Consider the following 20,932-nt stretch of genomic DNA (forward strand, 5'->3'; position numbering starts at 1 on the left):
TACCGCTTGGCTATAGCCCATCGAAATATTTATCTTCTTTCCAAAGACAAATGTTATTGTAACATAATGTCCAATAAAAAACAACTGCCAAATAGCAGAAGTTAAAATGGCGGTCCCGACCGGGGTCGAACCGGCGATCTCCTGCGTGACAGGCAGGCATGTTAACCACTACACCACGGGACCATTTGGTTGCGGGGACAGGATTTGAACCTGCGACCTTCGGGTTATGAGCCCGACGAGCTACCGTGCTGCTCCACCCCGCGATGATACTATTTATATAATTTATATGGTGGAGGATGACGGGATCGAACCGCCGACCCCCTGCTTGTAAGGCAGGTGCTCTCCCAGCTGAGCTAATCCTCCGAAGTGGTGACCCGTACGGGATTCGAACCCGTGTTACCGCCGTGAAAGGGCGGTGTCTTAACCACTTGACCAACGGGCCAGTATGTATGGCAGAGAAGAAGGGATTCGAACCCTCGCACCGCGTTAGCGATCTACTCCCTTAGCAGGGGAGCCCCTTGAGCCACTTGGGTACTTCTCTGTATGGCTCCGCAGGTAGGACTCGAACCTACGACCGATCGGTTAACAGCCGATAGCTCTACCACTGAGCTACTGCGGAATAATAAAGACAATTTGTATCTTATAAAATTTCTTATCGTAAGTCAAGATGTTTTTTCTCAACATCTTGTACAAACGTGACATGTTTATAATATACTGGATTGCGTTTTCACTGTCAAGATGTTTTCTTTATCAGGTTCAGTTTCCCTTTACACTTTCCGCAGACATATCTTTTTGTATTTATTTGACGTCTTCTTACATATTGAAGCAAACAACCCATACATTCATACGTATAAACCTTTTTTTCCTTCTCTTCATTAATTATTCGTTTACAGAAGCGTGGCGCATCAACTTCTTTCAACAATTCACGAAAATCTCTATCCCGGTGCTTATAGCCCCTTCCTGTAATATGTAAGTGATAATGACAAAGCTCATGTTTAATGATTCCGGCTAACTCTTCTTTCCCATACATTTCATAATATCGATAATTCAGTTCAATGTTGTGTGTATTCAATAGATAACGTCCACCAGTTGTACGCAACCTACTATTGAACATAGCTCTATGTAAAAATGGCATTCCGAAGTATTGTAGTGATACTTCTTCCACCAGACGCTGTATTTCTTGCTCATCCACTCTCATTCCTCCTAAACTAAAAAATATTTTTACACTTTTCTCCTCCCTTATACATATATTAAATAGTACATATACCCATCCTCATTCAAGAAGCGTGGTTTCTAAAAATATAGCATGAATAGAAATCCACTCACCAACCTCTCATCAATAGTACCTTACATTTTTGAGAGTAGGATTAAACAAGGAGGGATTCCTATGCCTACGTGGCTAAAAAAACAAATGCAACGCGCATATTTTGAAAAAAACCGGTATCAAATTAAATTACTAAATGAATGCTGGTTTTATTATAGCAAAATACATCAAAGCTCATAATCCATTACACGTTTTATCCCATAAAAAAAGAGCAGTTTCATCTGCTCTCTCTTCTCTTACTATTCAATCGGCAACATGGATAGTGCAACGCGACCTTTTTTCGTATCAATATCATCTACCCATACCTTGACGATTTGTCCGACAGATACAATATCTAATGGATGCTTCACATACTGTTTGCTTAGTTTAGAAATATGTACTAAACCATCTTGTTTTACACCTACATCAACAAAAGCACCAAAATCAACAACGTTACGAACTGTTCCTTCCAGTTCCATACCACGTTTTAAATCTTCTAATTTCAAAATCCCTTTTTTCAGAAGCGGTTTAGACAACTCATCCCTCATGTCTCGCTCTGGACTAATGAGCGCATCTATAATATCAACTAATGTTGGCTCCCCAACTCCCGTTTCTTGCGATAACTTAGAAATCTCCACTTCTTCTAAGCTCTTTTGTAATTGCAATTGCCCTACGTCATCTTTTGATAACCCTAGACTCTTCAATAACAATTCAACATTTTTATATTGTTCTGGATGAATACCCGTTCGATCTAACGGATTTGCCCCTTCTAATATACGTAAGAAACCTATGCATTGTTCGTATGTCTTCGCACCTAGACGCGGTATTTTCTTTAAGTCTGTTCGTTTTGTAAATTTCCCTTCTTCTTCACGCTTTGCCACAATATTTTTCGCAACAGTTTTCGATAAACCCGAAACATATTGCAATAACGCAACTGAAGCTGTATTTACATTCACACCGACTTGGTTAACTGCCGTCTCTACTACAAATGTTAATGATTCATTCAATCTCTTTTGAGATACATCATGTTGGTATTGTCCAACCCCAACTGATTTAGGATCAATCTTCACAAGTTCAGCGAGTGGATCTTGCAGACGTCTCCCAATAGAAACAGCACTTCTTTCTTCAACCTGTAAATTCGGAAATTCCTCACGAGCTAAATCAGAGGCCGAATACACACTCGCACCAGCTTCGTTCACAATAATATAGAAGACTTCTTGTTTCACATTTTGTAATACATCAACTATAAATTCTTCCGATTCTCTAGAAGCTGTACCATTCCCAATCGCAATCATTTCAACTTGATATTTATCTATAATAGAAAGAACTTTCGTTTTTGCATCTTCATATTTACGAACAGGTGGATGCGGATAAATAACATCAATATATAGAACCTTCCCCGTATCATCTACAACAGCTAATTTACAACCCGTCCTATATGCAGGATCTAAAGCTAACACAACCTTTCCTTTCATTGGAGGTTGTAATAACAAATTACGTAAGTTCTCAGAAAAAATATGTATCGCTTGTTCCTCAGCTGTTTCTGTTAATTCTTTTCGAATCTCTCTTTCAATGGAGGATTGAATTAATCGTTTATAACCATCCTCAATTGCTAACTTTACATAATGTGCACTTTTAGAATCGTTATCACGAATTACTCTCTTATATAAGAAAGTTACTATCTCATCTACTGGTGGAACAACAGAAACTCTCAATATATCTTCTTTCTCACCGCGATTCATCGCTAATACACGATGCGGCACTACTTTCTGCAAAGGTTCTTCATAACTGTAATACATTTCATATATATTCTTTTCATCTTTCTCTTCATCTTTTACGGAAGAAGACATAACACCTTTTCTAAAAGTAACATTCCGAATCCAACTACGATAAGCCGCTTCATCTGAAACGATTTCTGCAATAATGTCTTGGGCACCTTGTAATGCTTCTTCTGCAGATTGCACTTCTTTCTCTGCGTTAATAAACTCCACTGCCTTCTGATTTGGATCTTCTTTCTTATATAACAATAACCATTCAGCTAACGGCTCTAGTCCTTTTTCTTTTGCAATCGTTGCTTTCGTTCTTCTTTTCTCTTTATATGGACGATATAAATCTTCTACTTCTTGCAACTTTACAGCTTTAACAATTTGCTGACGTAACTCTCCTGTCAGTTTCCCCTTCTCATCAATAAGACGAAGAACCTCTTCTTTCCTATCTTCAAGCTGCATCATATATTGCCATCTCTCTAAAATTGTACGAATTTGCACTTCATCTAAAGAGCCTGTCCATTCTTTTCGGTAACGAGCAATAAATGGAACTGTGTTACCTTCTTCTGTTAATTGAATAACATGACGAACTTGCTTTTCGGTAAAGCCTAATTCCTTCACTAACATTTTCATTAACGCTTGTCGATTATCTACCATTTCCATATACAACCGTAACCTCCTCTATAATAAAAAAAGTTGCCCTGTAAAGAGAGCAACTTAAACTGCCGATTTAAAAATCTATTAGTCCTAAACTAATTTGTAGCGCTTCATCTACACGAATCATCATCACTTCATCTAAGTGAGTGATTTTGTCCGTTAAGCGCTGCTTATCGATTGTTCGAATCTGCTCAAGTAAAATAACAGAATCTCTCTCAAAACCGTACTTTTTCGCATCAATTTCCACATGAGTGGGTAATTTAGCTTTTTGAATCTGTGCAGTAATAGCCGCTACAATCACCGTTGGACTAAAACGATTTCCGATGTCATTTTGAATGACAAGAACCGGACGAACGCCTCCTTGCTCAGAACCAACAACTGGGGAAAGGTCTGCAAAATACACGTCGCCGCGTTTTACAATCAAAATATTACCCCCCGCTAACTAAGCGTTCTACTGTATGAGCTGCTTCATACTCTGCTAAGAAAGCTTCCGATGCAATACCAAGATTAATTTTTCCCATTTCAATGTACCCACGTCGCATTGATTCATGTTGGTAGCGTTTCTTCGTCTTATGTTGACGCAATAACAGTTGTGTTGCCTGGCAAATTAGTTCATGGCGATTCTTATTCTCTTGTTTTCCAATTCCGTCCAATTCCGTTACCATTTGCTTTGGCAACCGAACCACGATTTCAGTAGTTACACTTGATTCGGACACAAAAATACACCTCCACCGTCAACTACACACCCAAATATATATATGACACCTATTGTAATAATACCATTGTATGGAGCCTGTTGCAAAGACTTCCTTATTCCTTGCTTATGTTTTCCAATTCACAAACAAAAAATTCATATTCTTTTATTTTTATCTTATTACAAACAAGAAACGAAAGAGTTTCCCAGCAAAATTCACGTTAAATTATGTTAAAAGTAATGATAAGTAAAAAGCTTCTCATCAAAAATGAGCTTATTCTTAACCAATGAACAGTCCTCTCAAATGACAAGAAGCAAACCATACTACCTTCTATATATCGTTCAAATAATTGATTACTTCTACAACCTTGCCGTGCCGTATGAATATTCTCGGCACACGGAAGCTTATCGTTGCAATAATTTCATAATTAATAGTCCCAGAATATTCAGCAACCTCAGTAGCACTAATATACTCATCACCTTGTTTTCCAATGAGTGTAACTTTCGTACCAAGCGGCACTTCACGAGGAAGGTGTATCATGAATTGATCCATTGTTACTCGACCTACAATCGGTACCCTTTTACCATTTATAAGCACTTCGAACCCTTGTAATCTTCTAAGCCATCCATCTGCATATCCAATCGCAACAGTTGCAATCCATTCTTCCGTTTTCGTTCGGTAAGTGACGTTATAACTAATCCCATCCCCTTTAATCACCTGTTTAATATGAGCAACTTTCGTATGCAGTGATAGCGCTGGTTCTAATTTAAACGGTAAAAAAGGGCGTATTTCTACAGACGGGGATAACCCATACATCGCAATGCCAATTCGTACTGCATTAAATGTAATCCCTTGAAAACGTAGCGTTGCAGCACTATTAGCTGTATGGACAAACTTAGGATCCACTCCGAACTCTTTCAACCAACTTAACTGCTGCAAAAATGTGTTATATTGCTTATCAAAGTAAGAAGTCTCCACCTCATCCGCTGTTGCAAAATGTGTATAAACTCCTTCTAATTCTAAAAATGGCGCACCTTCTAAACTCTTTAAAAATCCTTTTAATTCTTTTCGTTCGCGCATTCCAATTCTTCCCATACCACTATCGAAATTAATGTGGTATTTCATTGTAGATGAACCATCCCAAAGTTTGATTGCTTCATCCACCCATTCTTTTTGAAAAACAGTTAACGCTACATCATTTTCAGCAGCTACATTGACATCACGAGGCGGGGAAGGACCTAACACTAAAATCGGCACAGTAATACCAGCCCTTCGAAGCACTAGAGCTTCATCTAAAAAGGCAACCGCTAACCTTGTCGCCCCTGCTTCTAATGCCGTTTTAGCTACCGGTACATAATCGTGTCCATATGCATTCGCCTTGACTACAGCAAAAATCTCTACATCACTTAGAATGAAATCTTTAATGTGTGTAATATTGTTATAGATCGCATCTAAATCCACTTCCACCCAAGTGTCACGGTAAAATGGTGCTTCTTCCATAAATACACTTCCTTATACACGATATGCGAAGCTTATTCTTTTATATGCTTCTTTTATGAAATCCACCCTTCAAACTAAGAAAAGACGTGGTGCACATATATCACCACGTCTAAGAAGTTTACTTCACTTGCTTCTCTGTAACTGAACGAGCAACCATTAATAGCTCCTTCGGCTCTAAACCTTTAGACACGAGCATATATTCTACTCCGTTATGCGACCACGTTAAAGAATCTTTCGTCAATGCCCCAATTGTAAAGCCAAGATCAACCAATTCTCCGCTCACACTTATCGCTGACGAAGCCTCTGCAACTTTTGCCTTTTCTTGTATCAAAGTAAAGGATTTCTTACTTCCAGTGTATGTGAGTATCGCACGCTTGCCACTGTCTGTCTTCAACTCTTTTTCATCTTTCAAAACCATACCTTGCGGCGTATCACGCGGATACAAAATAGCAAATGGTTTGTCTTCTTTCGCTGTTGTTTGAACATCTACTTGCGCTCTAGACATATTTTGTTTCGTATCAAATGCACCTTTATCAAATTTCGCATCAAATTTCACTTTTGAGAAATCTACTTTCACAAGAACATTTTGATCATTATCCATTAACTTCACCGAAACTGGTGTTAAATCACTTTTCTTCAATGTAATCTCTTGTTTCGGCAACATGTTTTGATGTTGATAGTTTGTTTTTGTTTTAAAAATATAATACTTATCTGTTTTTTCAAAAGTAAGGTTTTTCTTATCCTGCAAAATATCTCTCACAAGGGATTCATATAAATAAGCCTGGCTACTATTTTGCGGCCAATCACTTTGGAAACGGAAACTCTTATTAAGTGCTGGCGTTAATACAAATACCCCTTCTTCATTTCTTAAAATAATTTGGCTTTGATCTTTTTTCGCATTCTGCAAATTCACACGATAAAAAGAAGGTTCCTTATGCCATATTTCTACCTTGTACTCCTGAGGCTCATTCCCTGTTTTAATAGATAATTTTGCTTCAGCTTGATAACTTTTCATCCCTTTTACTTTCGCCTCTAAATCTCTCACAACATCATCTTGTTTCTTTTCCATACAACCCGCCAACACAAAAACGGTTAATAAACCGACAAGAACTAAAAACAGACGCCTTTTCATCACTTCAGCCCCTTTGCCCCTATAAATGAATGGAAGATGTACCTTCCTTATCGCTACATCAAATATATGAGACAAAGATATAAAATATGCAGACTAGCGTGACGAGCTTTCTAAAACAACTTGAGCAACAGCAAATTCCTTACTATGACTAATTGATAAATGAACAATATGCTCTGTACTTGTAACGAGAATCGGCTTACCTCTATCATCATTCCTTACTTCAATATCTAAAAAACTTACTTCTTTTCCAATACCAGTTCCTACCGCTTTTGAATACGCCTCTTTCGCTGCAAATCTTCCAGCTACAAACTCTGTAAGGCGACTTCCCTTCAGCTCCTTAGCAACATTGCGTTCACTTTCAGTTAAAATACGCTCCATAAATTTAAGTTTTCCATCTAGCATTTTTTCAATTCGATTCAATTCAATAATATCGATTCCAATCCCTACAATCATTTCAAAATCCCCTTCTTCTATTTAGCTTTCTTTTTTCATATTGTAAGAATAACAGAGAATCTTTCTGATGCAAAAGGAGTGATACTCACAACATGCTAATACCTTCTGCCCGCATTTCCTTACAACCAATCGTCATCACTTTACTTCTCATACAATTAGTCACGATTATGTTAGGCGACTTTCTTCTCTTTCCCATGGCATCCTACAATGAATATATCGCTAAAGGAGAATGGTGGCGTCTCATAACTTCCTTACTTGTACATGTAGACTTACAACATTTCCTTTCTAATAGTATTTGTTTATTTGTGCTTGGCTCTTCTATTGAAAAACAACTAGGGCACTTTTCTTTCATCATTATTTTTTTCCTTTCTGGCATTCTTGGAAATATTTCTTCTTATCTCATTATGCCTCTTGAATATATTCATGCCGGGGCATCTGGTGGTATTTTCGGATTGCTAGGTGCACAATTATTTCTATTGTATAGTCGATATCGTTCTTCCAATCCAAGAGACATTGCTATTTTTTCAATCATGATATGTATATTACTACTATTCACTTTCTTCAATCCCTCCGCTAACCCTATAAGCCATTTAACAGGATTGATTATTGGTGGTATTTTCACTCCATTATTAACAAAAAAATTCGATGGTGCAGAGCTTATTTAATATAAAAGCTCGCACCATCGACAATTTCTACATCTGTTTGTTTACTTAAATCTCTCATTAGTTGAAATAAAGACTCATCCTTCTTCTTCGCCTCAATCATACAATCAATTTGCGAAACACTTCCCTTTATCTTTTTTAAAAAAGATAAAAAAGTATCTACATCAATAAAGTCCGCATGCGCTCTCGGGTCTTTTCCCTCTCTAGGACTAGAAATGTGCATTTTCACTGGTAACAAAGACGATTCCCACGTATGTACAACACGCGCCCAATCTTCATGCCAATCTTCTCGATCATTATTCATCATATGGTGATGCAAATCAAACACGACTGGAATATCTAATTTTTCACCTAAATACAATGTTTCTTCTAAAGAAAAGGTCGTATCATCATTTTCTAATATGACCATCTCTTGGATACTTCTTGGAACACTTGACCAATTTTCTATAAAGCGTTCTAATGCGAGTTCCTTATCTTTATAACCTCCACCCACATGTAATACGCATCGTTGCTTATGTTCAATCCCCATACCTTTTAATAATTTTTTATGCATCTGCAATGTCTTTACAGATTGTTTAAAAATATTCTCTTCAGGTGAATTCAGCACAACGAAATGATCTGGATGAAAATCAATACGCATATTCATTCGAATAGCGTAATCACCTAGTACTTTTAAATTTTCTTTTAAGGGGCGAATATAGTTCCACTCTAACAACTCCTCATGATTCGCTAAAGGAACAAGCTTGGAACTAAGCCGAAAGAAAGATATATCATGCCCTTTATTATGCTTTAATAACCGTAAACAATTTTCTAAATTCGAATTAGCAATTCTTTCGAGTTTACGAATTGCAGCCTCTCGATCACCAATTCGTTGAAACTGCGCATATGTCATCGTTTGAGATGGAGATGCATTCTTTAAATGTACACTCATCGCAACATATCCAAGTCTTACAAGCATGTAGCACCTCTTTTCTACACAAGTTATTATGTAGTATGTACAATTACAGAAATAAAAAAAAGAGAATGCCAGCAAAGGGCATTCTCTTTTTTATTAAGCTTGTGGACGGCTATGATGTTTTCTTTCGCCACGTCCATTTGAAGATCCAGGGCGACCTTGACCTTCACCTTTACGACCACGGCTACCACCATCACGATTGCGATCACGGTTACGGCCATCGCCACCACGGCTACCACCATCACGATTGCGATCACGGTTACGACCATCGCCACCGCCGCGTCCGTCACGACTACGATTACGGTTACCATCACGGTATCCGCCTCCGTTACCGCCGCGTTTTTTAGAACCGCCACCTCTTGAAACAACTGGTGGTTCTGACGTTAAAGCGATTGGAGTTGTATCTGGCTCTTTTGTCATCATTTTTAAAGCAGCAGCTACTACTGTTACAGAATCATTCTCTTCTAACATTTCTTCTGCAATACGCTTGTAGTATGATAAATTATCATTTTCAATTGTGCTTTGAAGTTTTTCAGCGATTAAACGTTGTTGACCTTCTAATGCCTCGTCAAGTGTCGGTGCTTCCATACGATCAACTTTACGTTTTGTAGTGCGCTCGATATTTTTTAATTGTCCTGATTCACGTGGTGTTACAAATAACATTGCAATACCTTTTTTACCTGCACGGCCAGTACGACCGATACGGTGAACGTATGATTCTGGATCTTGTGGGATATCGAAGTTATATACATGTGTTACGCCTGAAATATCAAGACCACGTGCAGCAACGTCTGTTGCAACAAGAACTTCAATAGCACCTTCTTTAAATTTACGTAATACAGACATACGCTTCGCTTGTGTTAAGTCACCGTGAATACCTTCTGCTGCATAACCACGTAAGTTTAATGCTTCTGATAATTCATCAACACGACGCTTTGTACGACCGAATACGATTGCAAGCTCTGGAGATTGAATATCTAATAAGCGTGTTAACACGTCAAACTTTTTCTTTTCTTGCACTTCTAAATAGAACTGCTGAATGTTTGGCATTGTTACTTCTTTTGCTTTTACTTTAATGTGTTGAGGCTCAGTCATGAAACGCTCAGCAATACGACGGATTGGATCTGGCATTGTCGCTGAGAATAATAATGTTTGATGTGTATCTGGCACATCTGTTAAAATCGCTTCAATATCTTCAATGAAGCCCATGTTTAACATTTCATCCGCTTCGTCAAGAACAACTGTCTCTACGTTTTGTAAGCGAAGTGTTTTACGGTTAATATGATCTAAAATACGACCCGGCGTACCAACAATAATGTGTGGGTGTTTTTTTAGAGCACGAATTTGGCGGTTAATATCTTGACCACCATAGATTGGTAAAATACGAACGCGTTTATGTTTACCAATTTTGTACAGCTCTTCTCCAACTTGAATTGCTAATTCACGCGTTGGCGCGATAACAATACCTTGAACTGCTTCTTTATTTGTATCCACTTTATCTAATAGTGGTAATCCGAATGCTGCTGTTTTCCCTGTACCTGTTTGCGCTTGCCCAATAATATCCTTACCTTGCAATGCATGTGGAATTGTTTCAGCTTGAATCGGCGTAGCCTCTTCAAAGCCCATACTTTCAACAGATTGTAGTAAAGACTCACTTAATCCTAATTCTCGAAATGTTGTCAATGTTACTTCTCCTTTTCTATCCTATACTTATCATTTAAAAAAAGGCGTTTTCCGAATTTGCGGAAAAGCCCTTTTCCTGAATGCTCACGTATATAAACGGGCGTATATTCTTCGCGAAAATACTTCTAAACGTTATTACACTTTATCAATTATAAGTTTTGTATGTGCAAAAAGCAAACCCAACTGTTACCTTATTTTCATATTCAGAGTTTTTTTCTTCACTTTTATTTTTTTATATTTACTGTAAGCGCTTATTATAAGTTTCTTCTATTTTCGCATCTATCATCCCTATTTATATACACCAATTATTTCAACATCGTAATTACTTCTTCCAATTTCATGCCACGAGATGCTTTTATTAATACAACATCTTTCACATCAACTACTGCTTGTAACTCTTTTACTAGCTCCTCTTTATTATCATACGCTTTTACACGCTCAATAGGGAAATTAATTTTCGCTCCTTCAGCAATTTGAGCCCCTAATTTACCATATGTGAACACATATGCAATTTTTGCTGGATCGATTAATTTACCGACTTCATAATGAAACTGTACTTCTTGATTTCCAAGCTCTAACATATCACCGAGTACAACGATCTTCTTAGCAAATCCATCTAAACCGTTCATTAAGTGGAATGCTGCTTCCATAGCTGTCGGACTTGCATTATAAGCATCATTGATAATTGTTAATCCACTATCCGTTTTTACAATTTCCATACGCATGCCCGTCATTTGAAGTGTTACTAAACCTTGTTTCATTTCTTCCCATGTTACACCAAAATGTTTTGCAATTGCCATTGAAGCAAGCGTATTATACACATTATGTTTCCCCAATACTGGTAAGTAGAATGAAATATTTTCATCTCTATTCATTTTAAAATGTGTCCCAGTCGCCTGTAATGCTACAGTCGTTGGATAATAATCATTTGCTCTAGCATCACCAAACGTAACTGTTTCAGCTATTAAATTCATTTCAGGAACACGATTTGTTAATAATGGCTCATCTCCGTTATATACGAATACTCCACCTTCTTGTAATCCTGTCACAATTTCTAATTTCGCTTCAGCAATTGCTTCACGAGAGCCTAAGTCCATTAAATGTGCCTCACCGATGTTCGTAATGATAGCTGCATTTGGACGTGCTAACTTAGATAAGAATTCAATTTCCCCGCGGCTTGACATACCCATCTCTAATACAGCTACTTCTGTATTTTCTTCTAAGTTTAAAATAGTAAGAGGTAACCCAATATGGTTATTAAAGTTGCCTTCTGTTTTTTGAACTTTGAATTTAGTTGCAAGAAGACTTGTTACAATATCTTTTGTAGATGTTTTACCGTTACTCCCTGTCACACCAATAACTTTCACATCTAATTGATTGCGATAGTTTTTCGCTAACATTTGTAATGCTGATAACGTGTCTTCCACAAAAATAACAGGAAGATTCTCAGGTGGATTTGCTACATCTTTCATCCATAATGTCGCCACGGCTCCATTTTCAACGGCTTTATCTACAAAAGCATGTCCATCGAAACGTTCACCTTGAATCGGAACATATAAGTTTCCATTTTCAATTTTTCTCGTATCAATAGACACTCCTTGTATAGTAATTCCCTCATATTGCTCTGCTAATCCCGTACCATTTACCATCTGTTCTACTTGTTTTAACGTTCGATTTATCATGAGAACACTCCTTACATAGAGGAAGCACTATTCCTGCGAATAGTGCTTCCTCCTTTTTTGTTAGATTGTATATTTAATTTTTTGTTTTTCTTCGTGACGCTCAATCGCTAAACGAATTAGCTCTTCAATTAATTCCGGATACGGTAATCCAGTATGTTGCCATAGTAGAGGGAACATACTAAACGGCGTAAACCCTGGCATCGTATTCACTTCGTTAATATATACTTCTCCATCTTTCGTTAAGAAGAAATCAGCTCTTGTTAAGCCAGCACTATCTAACGATTGGAATGCAATAATTGCATCTCGCTTAATGACATTAGACTCTTCTTCTGTCATTTCAGCCGGAATAATTAATGCTGTATCGCCATCGATATATTTCGACTTATAATCATAGAAGTCCTTTTTCGGTACGATTTCACCTACAACTGAACATTTCGGTTCATCATTACCTAATACACCAACTTCTACTTCACGTCCAACGATATTTTCTTCTACAATAATTTTGCGGTCAAATTGGAATGCCTCTTCAAATGCATTCTCAAGCTCTTCACGATTTTTACACTTATTAATACCAACACTTGAACCAAGGTTTGCTGGTTTTACGAAGCAAGGATATCCTAAAACTTCTTCTACTTTTTCATATGCTGTTTCACAATTTTTTTCCCATGCACTACGAATAAAAGATGCATACTTCGCTTGTTTCAATCCAGCTTCTGCAAAGATGTTTTTCATAACAACTTTATCCATGCCAGCAGCAGATGCTAGAACACCATTTCCTACATAAGGAATGTTCATTAATTCTAATAATCCTTGAACCGTTCCATCTTCACCATTTGGTCCATGTAATAATGGAAAAATAACGTCGATAGCATTTTCCTCAGAAGCTGCAGATGGAATGATTTCTGTGCTTAATGATAACGGAGAAATCGCATTTTCTGCGCCGCTCATTTTTAGAACTTCAACATCTGTTACTTCACCTTCAATACGCTCACCGCGCACCCATTGACCTTGTTCTGTAATATAAATTGGATGAATCTCGAATGTATCTTGATTTAATGCTTTAATAGCAGCAAGAGCCGTTTGTAGCGAAACTTGATGCTCAGCTGATTTTCCACCATATAATAAACCTAATTTAATTTTTGTCACTGAAATCACCCTAACCAATTGTTTTCATTTTTCTATTTTAGCACTTTTTATAAAAATAGGTAGTTCCTATTTGAAATAAAATGTAACTTCCACAAATAATTAAATGACACCACTTATTGGTTTTCTATACTTTTTCTACTTAACTTTCTTCATAAATATACAAAATTAAATTCTAAAATACAGTGAAACTTTAATTAGCGAGGGGCCATCCCCACTAATTATCAGCCCGCACCAATCGGACAGTTATCTCCCGCCGAATTTTGAGGTGGAAGTCTTACTGCCCACAAATAGCGGGATAAAATTGTAATCCAATCTAGTTATGTACCTAAAATATGTAGAAATCCCCTTTTTGTGTATGTCATCTACTCATTAAGAAGATTGTTTGGTCAGTGTGCCTTTTTGCCTTTGCTCAACAAGACGATCTAAAGAAACATATACAATACCTGCAACTACACATCCTACAGCTAAAATTGTAAATAGAAAGTGGCCAAGTAATCGATCCAATAAAAAACCGCCAAGAAGTGGACCGAATGCGCCTCCTGTAATCCACTGCAAACTGGCAGCTCCCATATAAGTCCCTCTCAAGTGCTCAGGGGCCAAATTCGCTACAAACGTCATCTGTACAGGCGACATAATCATCTCACCTAACGTATATATGGCATAAACGAACAGCAACGTTATTAAAATAATCGTAGCATTTGCATCAAATTCTCCAAACCACTTTGGTAACCATCCTATAAAGAACAAACCAATACCGAACAAACATGCACCATATAACATCGTCTTTCCGACAGGTTTATCTGTGGCCCATTTTGAAATTTGAAATTGGAACAACACAACTAATAGTCCATTTAAAGCCATTAAATATGGATATGGATTGTTAGTTCCAAAAATGCCTTTCATTTCATTATCAAAGTGCAGCGGCAACATGCCCTCTGTTTGAGAAAATCCCATCGAAATAATGATACCTGCTAACAAATAAATCATTAGTGCCTTATCTCTCATTACAATTTTCCAAACCGCCTCTGATTCCTTTTCTTTATTCTCTTCTTTAGTCGCACTCTTTGGCATTGTCTCTTGAATAAGAATGAATACAAGTAATGCATAAAATAACATCGTAGACGAGGCAATAATAAACACAAGGTTCTTCGACAACATAACTACTGAAGCACCCATTATCGGGCCAATTGCAGCACCTATATTGTGCCCCATTCGTAATAAACCATATGCTTCTGTTCTTTTTTCAGGTGCTGTTACATCCGCAACCATTGCTGATGCAGCGGGATGGAATAATGAATTACTGAGCCCTAAAAAAATAGATAAAATAGCATAAGGAATAAATCCTTCTATAAATAAAAAACCTAGCATGAACAAAGCATTACTCACCATTGAAAAAATCATTATTGGCTTTCTTCCATATATATCAGCAATCCTCCCACCAAGAAGAGAACCGAAACTTGCGGCAATCGGAGAAAGTGCCATAATAACCCCTACTTCCAATAACGAATCCACCTTATCTTTTAAATATAGGGCAAAAAAAGGCATCAACATCATCATTGCAATTCCATTTAACGTTTCGCCAATAAACCGAATCCATATGTTTCGGTCCATCTCCCTTAACTCACGCCACGTATTTTTCATACATTCCCCCCTCAGTTCCCCAACAATTATATTATATACACAATCAGAAAAATGTAAATTTTCAGAACAAAAAATCCATCCTAACAGAATTAGAATGGATTTTTCAACTTATAAATTCGCTGCATCTTCTTCGTCTTTACTATTATTTAAAGCACTATGTTTTCGGCTATATAAGAAGTAAACCGCAATACCGATAACCATCCATACCCCAAAACTAATCCAAGCAGTTCCGGATAACTGAAGCATTAAATATAAACAAAAAATCACCGTTAATGCTGGTAAAAATGGTACAAGCGGTGCCTTAAATGCTCTTGGTAAATCCGGATGAGTTCTTCTCATTACAATAACAGCAACAGCTACAAGTGCAAAGGCTGATAAAGTCCCCATATTTACAAGATGCGCTAACACATTTAAATCTATTAATCCTGAAATAAGTGCTGCAATAATTCCTGTTGTCCATGTATTTAAAAATGGTGTTTTAAATTTTGGATGGACTTTAGCAAGGCGCTTCGGCAATAATCCATCTCTGCTCATTGCATACGAAACACGTACTTGCCCATACATCATAACTAACATTACTGTTGTGATTCCTGTAATTGCTCCTACTGAAATTACTCCCGCTAAACTATCTTGTCCAATAAATTGAAGTGCAAAAGCAACTGGATCTGATATATTTAACTGTCCGTATGGAACAATTCCTGTCAAAATAAGTGAAACAACAATATAAAGAACCGTACAAATTAATAAAGATGCAATAATGCCAATTGGTAAATCACGTTGTGGACGTTTCACTTCTTCTGCTGCCGTTGAAACTGCATCAAACCCTATGAATGCAAAAAACACTGTAGCAGCTCCAGCCATTACACCATCTAAGCCAAACGGCATAAAAGGTGTCCAATTTTCAGGTTTTACATAATTAAAACCAGCAAAGATAAATATGAGAACAACCGCTAATTTAATAAACACCATAATGTTATTTATTCGTGCACTTTCACGAACACCTCTAGATAAAAGAACTGTCATCACTAAAATAATTAGAACCGCAGGCAAATCAATTATTCCACCCTTTCCTGTACCAGGGGCCGAGGAGAGAATGGTAGGAATATGGATCCCAAATCCCTTTAATAAAGATTGAAAATAAGCGGACCAACCGTTTGCTACAGCAGATGTAGCGAGTAAATACTCAAGCATTAAGTCCCATCCAATTAAAAATGCGAATACCTCTCCCATCGTCGCATATGTGTACGTATACACACTGCCTGAGACAGGAACTGAAGAAGCGAATTCAGCATAACAAAATGCAGCAAAGGCACAGGCTAACGCGGCTATCGCAAATGATAATATAATAGCTGGCCCAGAATGTTTTGCTGCTACCACGCCCGTTAGAACAAAAATACCTGTTCCAACAATTGCCCCGATTCCAAGCATAGTTAAATCCAATGCACCCAATGTTCTTGCTAACGTCTTTTGCTTACTCTCTTGCATTAGCTTTGCAATAGGCTTCTTTTGAAAAATTTGCTTCATAGCATGCTCCTCCAAGTTTTAAATTTTCTGAAAATTTTTAATTCGCTTTTTTATTTTACTCATTGCACTTTCCCCAGTCAATACTTTTGTCGAAATAAGTAGAAATCTTTCGGAACATACAATATCCTTATCGTTGTTTCTATATATCTTTCCGTATTTTTTTTTGGTATTATTATACATGTCGATTCCACAAAAGAGGCATGCTCACTTATTGAGCATGCCTCTTTTTACCTATTTCACAGTATGTGAACCTTCTTCAATCCAGCTATACATATATTTTTCATCTTCTGTTTCATGTGCTTGCTTTACAATACGAAGCGGACGGAACGTGTCTATCATAACAGCTAGTTCAAGTGTTTCTTTCTTCCCTATACTTCCCTCTGTTTTCCCAGGATGCGGCCCATGAGGAATTCCGCTCGGATGAAGTGTAATAGAACCTTCTTCCACACCTTTCCGGCTCATAAAGTTTCCTTCTACATAGTACAGTACTTCATCACTATTCACGTTACTATGATAATATGGTGCCGGAATAGATTCTGGATGATAGTCGTATAAACGTGGTACGAAAGAACAAATAACGAAATTGTGACCTTCGAACGTTTGATGTACTGGAGGTGGCTGATGAATACGACCTGTGATTGGTTCAAAGTCCTCTACATTAAAGACCCACGGATATAAATAGCCATCCCAACCAACAACATCTAACGGATGGTGCCCTAAAACATGTTTATGCATATAGCCTCGCGACTTTGTCATTACGACAAACTCACCTTTTTGATCATACGTCTCTAATTTTTCAGGACCACGAATATCTCTCTCACAAAACGGACTATGCTCTAACAATTGTCCATATTCATTCCGATAACGACGCGGCGTTGTGATTTGACTATTTGCCTCTACAACAAGAAACTTAGTCTCTCCTTCATCTGGAATAACACGATAAATCGTTCCAATTGGGATTGTTACATAATCACCTTTTCGATAGTGAATCGTTCCAAACATCGTTTCAATTTTCCCTGTTCCGTAATGAACAAATAACATTTCATCACCATCACCATTACGGTAGAAATAGTCCATTTTTTCTGTTGGAGCCACTACTCCAATTAATAAATCCTCATTCCCAAGCATAAAATTCCTTCCGCTTACTGCATCGCCAGTTTTTTTATTTTCTTTCGTGCGAAAATGACGATGAGCAAGAGCTACATCTTCTTCATACTGCAACTGACAAGAATGAGATAATGCCGCATGACCTACTTCCGTTGGCATATAATGATGGTACAAAATAGATTGCGTACCAGAAAAACCTTTTGTTCCCATTACCTGTTCGCGATAAAGCGACCCATCTTTTTTACGGAATTGTACATGTCGTTTATGAGGTAGCTCCCCCATGTGACGATAAAACATGCCCATCACCTGCTTCCATTTCTTTTTTGACCGTATTACGTAACGTACCTAAACCAGTAATCGTAAGTTCTACAACATCCCCATCTTGCAGCCACTCTTCCGTACCCAGTTCTAAAACACAACCTGTTCCTACTGTCCCAGAACCAATCACATCGCCTGGATATAACGTAACGTCTTCCGAAGCACGTTCAATCATTTCAGCAAATGTATAGTAAATATCTTGGAAGTTCCCCTTTGATAATAGCTTTCCATTTACATGAGCAGTCATCTCTAGCTCATAACGGTCACCGTTACGATAAACATCCAATTCCTCTTTCGTAACAAGGTGCGCTCCTAATGAAGTTGCAAAATCTTTTCCTTTTGCTGGACCAAGTCCTACCTTCATTTCTGTTGCTTGTAAGTCCCTTGCACTCCAGTCGTTCATAATACAATAACCAAAAATGTATTCCTCTGCTTGCTCACGAGAAATATTTCTTCCTTCTTTCCCAATTACGCAAGCGATCTCTAACTCATAATCAAGCTTTTTAGATTTCTTCGGACCAATTACAAAATCATCTGGACCAATTACAGCACGATGGTTCGTAAAATAAAAAACCGGGATATCGTACCATTCAGGTACAACCTCTAGACCTCTCCGGCCGCGGGCCGTTTTTACATGCTGTTCAAACGCGTAAAAATCCCGAATACTACTCGGATTAGGAATTGCCGCCGCTAATTGCACTTCCTCTAAGGAATATATACCCTTTTCCGGATTCTCCATATTACGCAATACTTCTACATACTCATCCGCTTTCTCTAAAAAGGCGAACATAGAAGAAGGTAATTTTCCATCACTAGCAAGATTCATATCAATTACTTTGTCACCTTCAAGCCATCCAGCTCGCATTTCTTTCGAAGGAAGACGAAATGTAACAAATTTCATCATGATTCCTCCCTATGAAAATGAAATTTCCACCAGCAAAGAGACTTTTGCTGGTGGATACAAATCTTATAAGTTTCCGCGACGTTCCTGTTCTCTTTCAATTGATTCAAATAACGCTTTAAAGTTCCCTTCTCCAAATCCGCGAGAACCTTTACGTTGAATAATTTCAATAAATAAAGTTGGACGATCTACAATTGGTTTCGTAAAGATTTGTAGTAAGTATCCTTCCTCATCGCGATCTACTAAAATCTTTAATTCTTTTAACCTATCAATTTCTTCATCAATTTTCCCAACTCGCGCACTTAACTCATCATAATAAGTATCAGGTGTATCTAAAAACTCCACGCCATTTTCACGAAGCGCTTCCACTGTTTTAACGATATCGCTTGTTAATAAAGCAAGATGTTGTACACCTGCTCCATTATAGAATTCTAGATATTCTTGAATTTGCGATTTTCTCTTTCCATCTGCTGGCTCGTTAATAGGGAACTTAATACGACTTCCATTTGTCATAACTTTCGACATTAATGCTGAATACTCTGTACTAATATCGTCATCATCAAAATGAATCATTTGTTTAAAGCCCATAACATTCTCATAATAGCTAACCCATTCTTCCATTTTCTCAACATTACCAACTACGTGATCTACAGCAATTAAACCCGACTCTTCAAATGGAATATTAAACTCCACTTGTTGGAATCCTGGCATAAATGTTCCTTTATAATTTTTACGCTCTACAAGCGTGTGAATTGTATCACCATACGTACCAATAACTGCTTTTTTCAGTGTACCGTTCTCGTCTGTTAATTCCACAGGTGGAGCAATTGCAACGGCACCACGTTTCACAGCTTCCGAATATGCTTTGTCAACATCGTCAACAAGTAAAGCAACATCTTTTACACCATCACCATGTGTCTTTACAAATTCTGCGATACGATTATCGCTACTTAAAGCTCCAGACACAACAAAACGCATATTTTTTTGCACAAGAACATAAGATACCTTTTCACGGTTACCAGTTTCTAATCCAGAGTAAGCCACAATTTTGAACCCGAATGCTCTCGCGAGGTAATAACTTGATTGCTTTGCATTTCCTACGTAAAATTCCAAATGATCTACATCACGTACCGGAAAAAAGTCCTCCATTTGTGCAGCTAGCGTATCCATAGATTTTTGTTTCATAAAATCCTCATCCCCCTGTAAATAGATTAAATGGTTCATACTTAAAACCAACCGAAAACGCTTCCAACATCAATTAATAGAAATTAGTTAGCAAGCTAACAAATTCTGACCTTTAAAATTTTCTATCTTTTCTGTCAAATTCCTCTTTTTTTCTTACATATAAAATTCGACTTTTTTCTCTTTACATGACGGAGGGAATATTCATACTTGAAGGTATATAGGAGAGGAAAACAAAAAAGACCCCAACATATTAACTACTTACTAATATGCTAGAGTCTTTATTTTTTTTGAATGATTGTATTTATATGTCTCATACTAATACATTTGCAAGGAATAAAATAAATGATGTTAATACTACCGCTCCACCTAATGATCCTAATAAATCTGTTTTTGTTACTTGTAACACTTGTTCACCGTTCATATTCCTCATTCTCCTTTCATTTTGTATAATTTAAAACTTCTATTATACTAATACACTTGATAGAAATACGATTAATGCCGTTAATACTACTGCTCCACTTGCTGATCCTACGAAATCACCTTTTGTTACTTGTAATACTTGCTCTTTCATATCTTTCATTCTCCCTTCTATTTTCTTTTGTTACAAAACTTCTATTATACT

Annotated in this window: 20 protein-coding genes and 6 tRNA genes; 2 read left to right on the forward strand and 24 right to left on the reverse strand. The window is 37.4% G+C overall.

Annotated features, from left to right (window positions below; all coding sequences use genetic code 11):
• Positions 1 to 107: 107 nt before the first annotated feature.
• From DT250_RS29635 to DT250_RS29665, 7 genes are all read right to left on the reverse strand, one after another.
• A tRNA-Asp gene (locus DT250_RS29635) sits at positions 108 to 183 on the reverse strand.
• Positions 184 to 186: 3 nt separating this feature from the next.
• A tRNA-Met gene (locus DT250_RS29640) sits at positions 187 to 263 on the reverse strand.
• Positions 264 to 287: 24 nt separating this feature from the next.
• Positions 288 to 363, reverse strand: a tRNA-Val gene (locus DT250_RS29645).
• A gap of 4 nt (positions 364 to 367) precedes the next feature.
• Positions 368 to 442: transfer RNA gene (locus DT250_RS29650), tRNA-Glu, on the reverse strand.
• A gap of 8 nt (positions 443 to 450) precedes the next feature.
• Positions 451 to 541: transfer RNA gene (locus DT250_RS29655), tRNA-Ser, on the reverse strand.
• Positions 542 to 544: 3 nt separating this feature from the next.
• Positions 545 to 619, reverse strand: a tRNA-Asn gene (locus DT250_RS29660).
• 114 nt (positions 620 to 733) lie between these two features.
• Positions 734 to 1,192, reverse strand: a complete 459-nt coding sequence (locus DT250_RS29665) for a SprT family protein (RefSeq protein WP_179952877.1) — start codon at positions 1,190 to 1,192, stop codon at positions 734 to 736.
• Between the two features lie 195 nt (positions 1,193 to 1,387).
• Between DT250_RS29665 and cmpA the strand changes: the two genes are divergently transcribed.
• Entirely contained in the window at positions 1,388 to 1,504 is a 117-nt protein-coding gene (cmpA, locus tag DT250_RS29670; RefSeq protein WP_001143642.1) for a cortex morphogenetic protein CmpA, read from the forward strand.
• Between the two features lie 59 nt (positions 1,505 to 1,563).
• On the opposite strand, the gene DT250_RS29675 is transcribed toward cmpA, so the two are convergent.
• The 6 genes from DT250_RS29675 to acpS form a co-directional block, all read right to left on the reverse strand.
• Entirely contained in the window at positions 1,564 to 3,732 is a 2,169-nt protein-coding gene (locus DT250_RS29675; RefSeq protein WP_149214236.1) for a Tex family protein, read from the reverse strand.
• A gap of 67 nt (positions 3,733 to 3,799) precedes the next feature.
• A complete protein-coding gene (gene ndoA / locus DT250_RS29680) occupies positions 3,800 to 4,150 on the reverse strand; it encodes a type II toxin-antitoxin system endoribonuclease NdoA (protein WP_000635963.1) in 351 nt (116 codons plus the stop codon).
• A 4-nt stretch (positions 4,151 to 4,154) separates the two neighbouring features.
• The gene (locus DT250_RS29685) at positions 4,155 to 4,442 is read right to left on the reverse strand and encodes an antitoxin EndoAI (protein WP_000004570.1); all 288 of its coding nucleotides are present in this window, start codon (positions 4,440 to 4,442) and stop codon (positions 4,155 to 4,157) included.
• Between the two features lie 309 nt (positions 4,443 to 4,751).
• Positions 4,752 to 5,921 (reverse strand): alanine racemase, encoded by a 1,170-nt coding sequence (gene alr / locus DT250_RS29690; protein WP_149214237.1) that lies wholly within the window; start codon positions 5,919 to 5,921, stop codon positions 4,752 to 4,754.
• A 118-nt stretch (positions 5,922 to 6,039) separates the two neighbouring features.
• Entirely contained in the window at positions 6,040 to 6,990 is a 951-nt protein-coding gene (locus DT250_RS29695; protein WP_002096914.1) for a LolA family protein, read from the reverse strand.
• 156 nt (positions 6,991 to 7,146) lie between these two features.
• A complete protein-coding gene (gene acpS, locus DT250_RS29700) occupies positions 7,147 to 7,506 on the reverse strand; it encodes a holo-ACP synthase (protein WP_000635044.1) in 360 nt (119 codons plus the stop codon).
• A 92-nt stretch (positions 7,507 to 7,598) separates the two neighbouring features.
• Between acpS and DT250_RS29705 the strand changes: the two genes are divergently transcribed.
• Positions 7,599 to 8,171, forward strand: coding sequence for a rhomboid family intramembrane serine protease (locus DT250_RS29705; RefSeq protein WP_149214238.1), 573 nt, complete (start codon positions 7,599 to 7,601; stop codon positions 8,169 to 8,171).
• Here DT250_RS29705 and uvsE read toward each other — a convergent pair.
• The 11 genes from uvsE to DT250_RS29760 all read right to left on the reverse strand — a co-directional run bounded on the left by uvsE (position 8,164) and on the right by DT250_RS29760 (position 20,890).
• Positions 8,164 to 9,126 carry a UV DNA damage repair endonuclease UvsE gene (gene uvsE / locus DT250_RS29710; protein WP_149214239.1) on the reverse strand — a complete coding sequence of 321 codons (963 nt, stop codon included), beginning with the start codon at positions 9,124 to 9,126 and terminating at the stop codon, positions 8,164 to 8,166. The genes DT250_RS29705 and uvsE overlap by 8 nt on opposite strands.
• A 93-nt stretch (positions 9,127 to 9,219) precedes the next feature.
• Positions 9,220 to 10,806 (reverse strand): degradosome RNA helicase CshA, encoded by a 1,587-nt coding sequence (cshA, locus tag DT250_RS29715; protein WP_000206596.1) that lies wholly within the window; start codon positions 10,804 to 10,806, stop codon positions 9,220 to 9,222.
• 305 nt (positions 10,807 to 11,111) lie between these two features.
• A complete protein-coding gene (gene murF / locus DT250_RS29720; protein ID WP_000610687.1) occupies positions 11,112 to 12,488 on the reverse strand; it encodes a UDP-N-acetylmuramoyl-tripeptide--D-alanyl-D-alanine ligase in 1,377 nt (458 codons plus the stop codon).
• A gap of 60 nt (positions 12,489 to 12,548) precedes the next feature.
• Positions 12,549 to 13,634, reverse strand: a complete 1,086-nt coding sequence (locus DT250_RS29725; protein ID WP_149214240.1) for a D-alanine--D-alanine ligase — start codon at positions 13,632 to 13,634, stop codon at positions 12,549 to 12,551.
• Positions 13,635 to 14,003: 369 nt separating this feature from the next.
• The gene (locus DT250_RS29730) at positions 14,004 to 15,275 is read right to left on the reverse strand and encodes an MDR family MFS transporter (protein WP_149214241.1); all 1,272 of its coding nucleotides are present in this window, start codon (positions 15,273 to 15,275) and stop codon (positions 14,004 to 14,006) included.
• Between the two features lie 108 nt (positions 15,276 to 15,383).
• Positions 15,384 to 16,799, reverse strand: a complete 1,416-nt coding sequence (locus DT250_RS29735; protein ID WP_000809356.1) for a branched-chain amino acid transporter BcaP — start codon at positions 16,797 to 16,799, stop codon at positions 15,384 to 15,386.
• Between the two features lie 231 nt (positions 16,800 to 17,030).
• Complete coding sequence (locus tag DT250_RS29740) at positions 17,031 to 18,203, reverse strand: homogentisate 1,2-dioxygenase (protein ID WP_048542891.1); 1,173 nt, start codon at positions 18,201 to 18,203, stop codon at positions 17,031 to 17,033.
• Positions 18,169 to 19,125 (reverse strand): fumarylacetoacetate hydrolase family protein, encoded by a 957-nt coding sequence (locus DT250_RS29745; protein ID WP_000674024.1) that lies wholly within the window; start codon positions 19,123 to 19,125, stop codon positions 18,169 to 18,171. The genes DT250_RS29740 and DT250_RS29745 overlap by 35 nt, the downstream gene beginning before the upstream one ends.
• A gap of 66 nt (positions 19,126 to 19,191) precedes the next feature.
• Entirely contained in the window at positions 19,192 to 20,310 is a 1,119-nt protein-coding gene (gene hppD / locus DT250_RS29750; protein ID WP_000810916.1) for a 4-hydroxyphenylpyruvate dioxygenase, read from the reverse strand.
• A gap of 310 nt (positions 20,311 to 20,620) precedes the next feature.
• A complete protein-coding gene (locus tag DT250_RS29755) occupies positions 20,621 to 20,731 on the reverse strand; it encodes a DUF3948 family protein (protein WP_098856591.1) in 111 nt (36 codons plus the stop codon).
• Positions 20,732 to 20,773: 42 nt separating this feature from the next.
• The gene (locus tag DT250_RS29760) at positions 20,774 to 20,890 is read right to left on the reverse strand and encodes a DUF3948 family protein (protein ID WP_000654250.1); all 117 of its coding nucleotides are present in this window, start codon (positions 20,888 to 20,890) and stop codon (positions 20,774 to 20,776) included.
• Positions 20,891 to 20,932: the final 42 nt, after the last annotated feature.

Source organism: Bacillus sp. AR2-1 (genome assembly GCF_008368755.1).
Lineage (GTDB): Bacteria > Bacillota > Bacilli > Bacillales > Bacillaceae_G > Bacillus_A > Bacillus_A wiedmannii.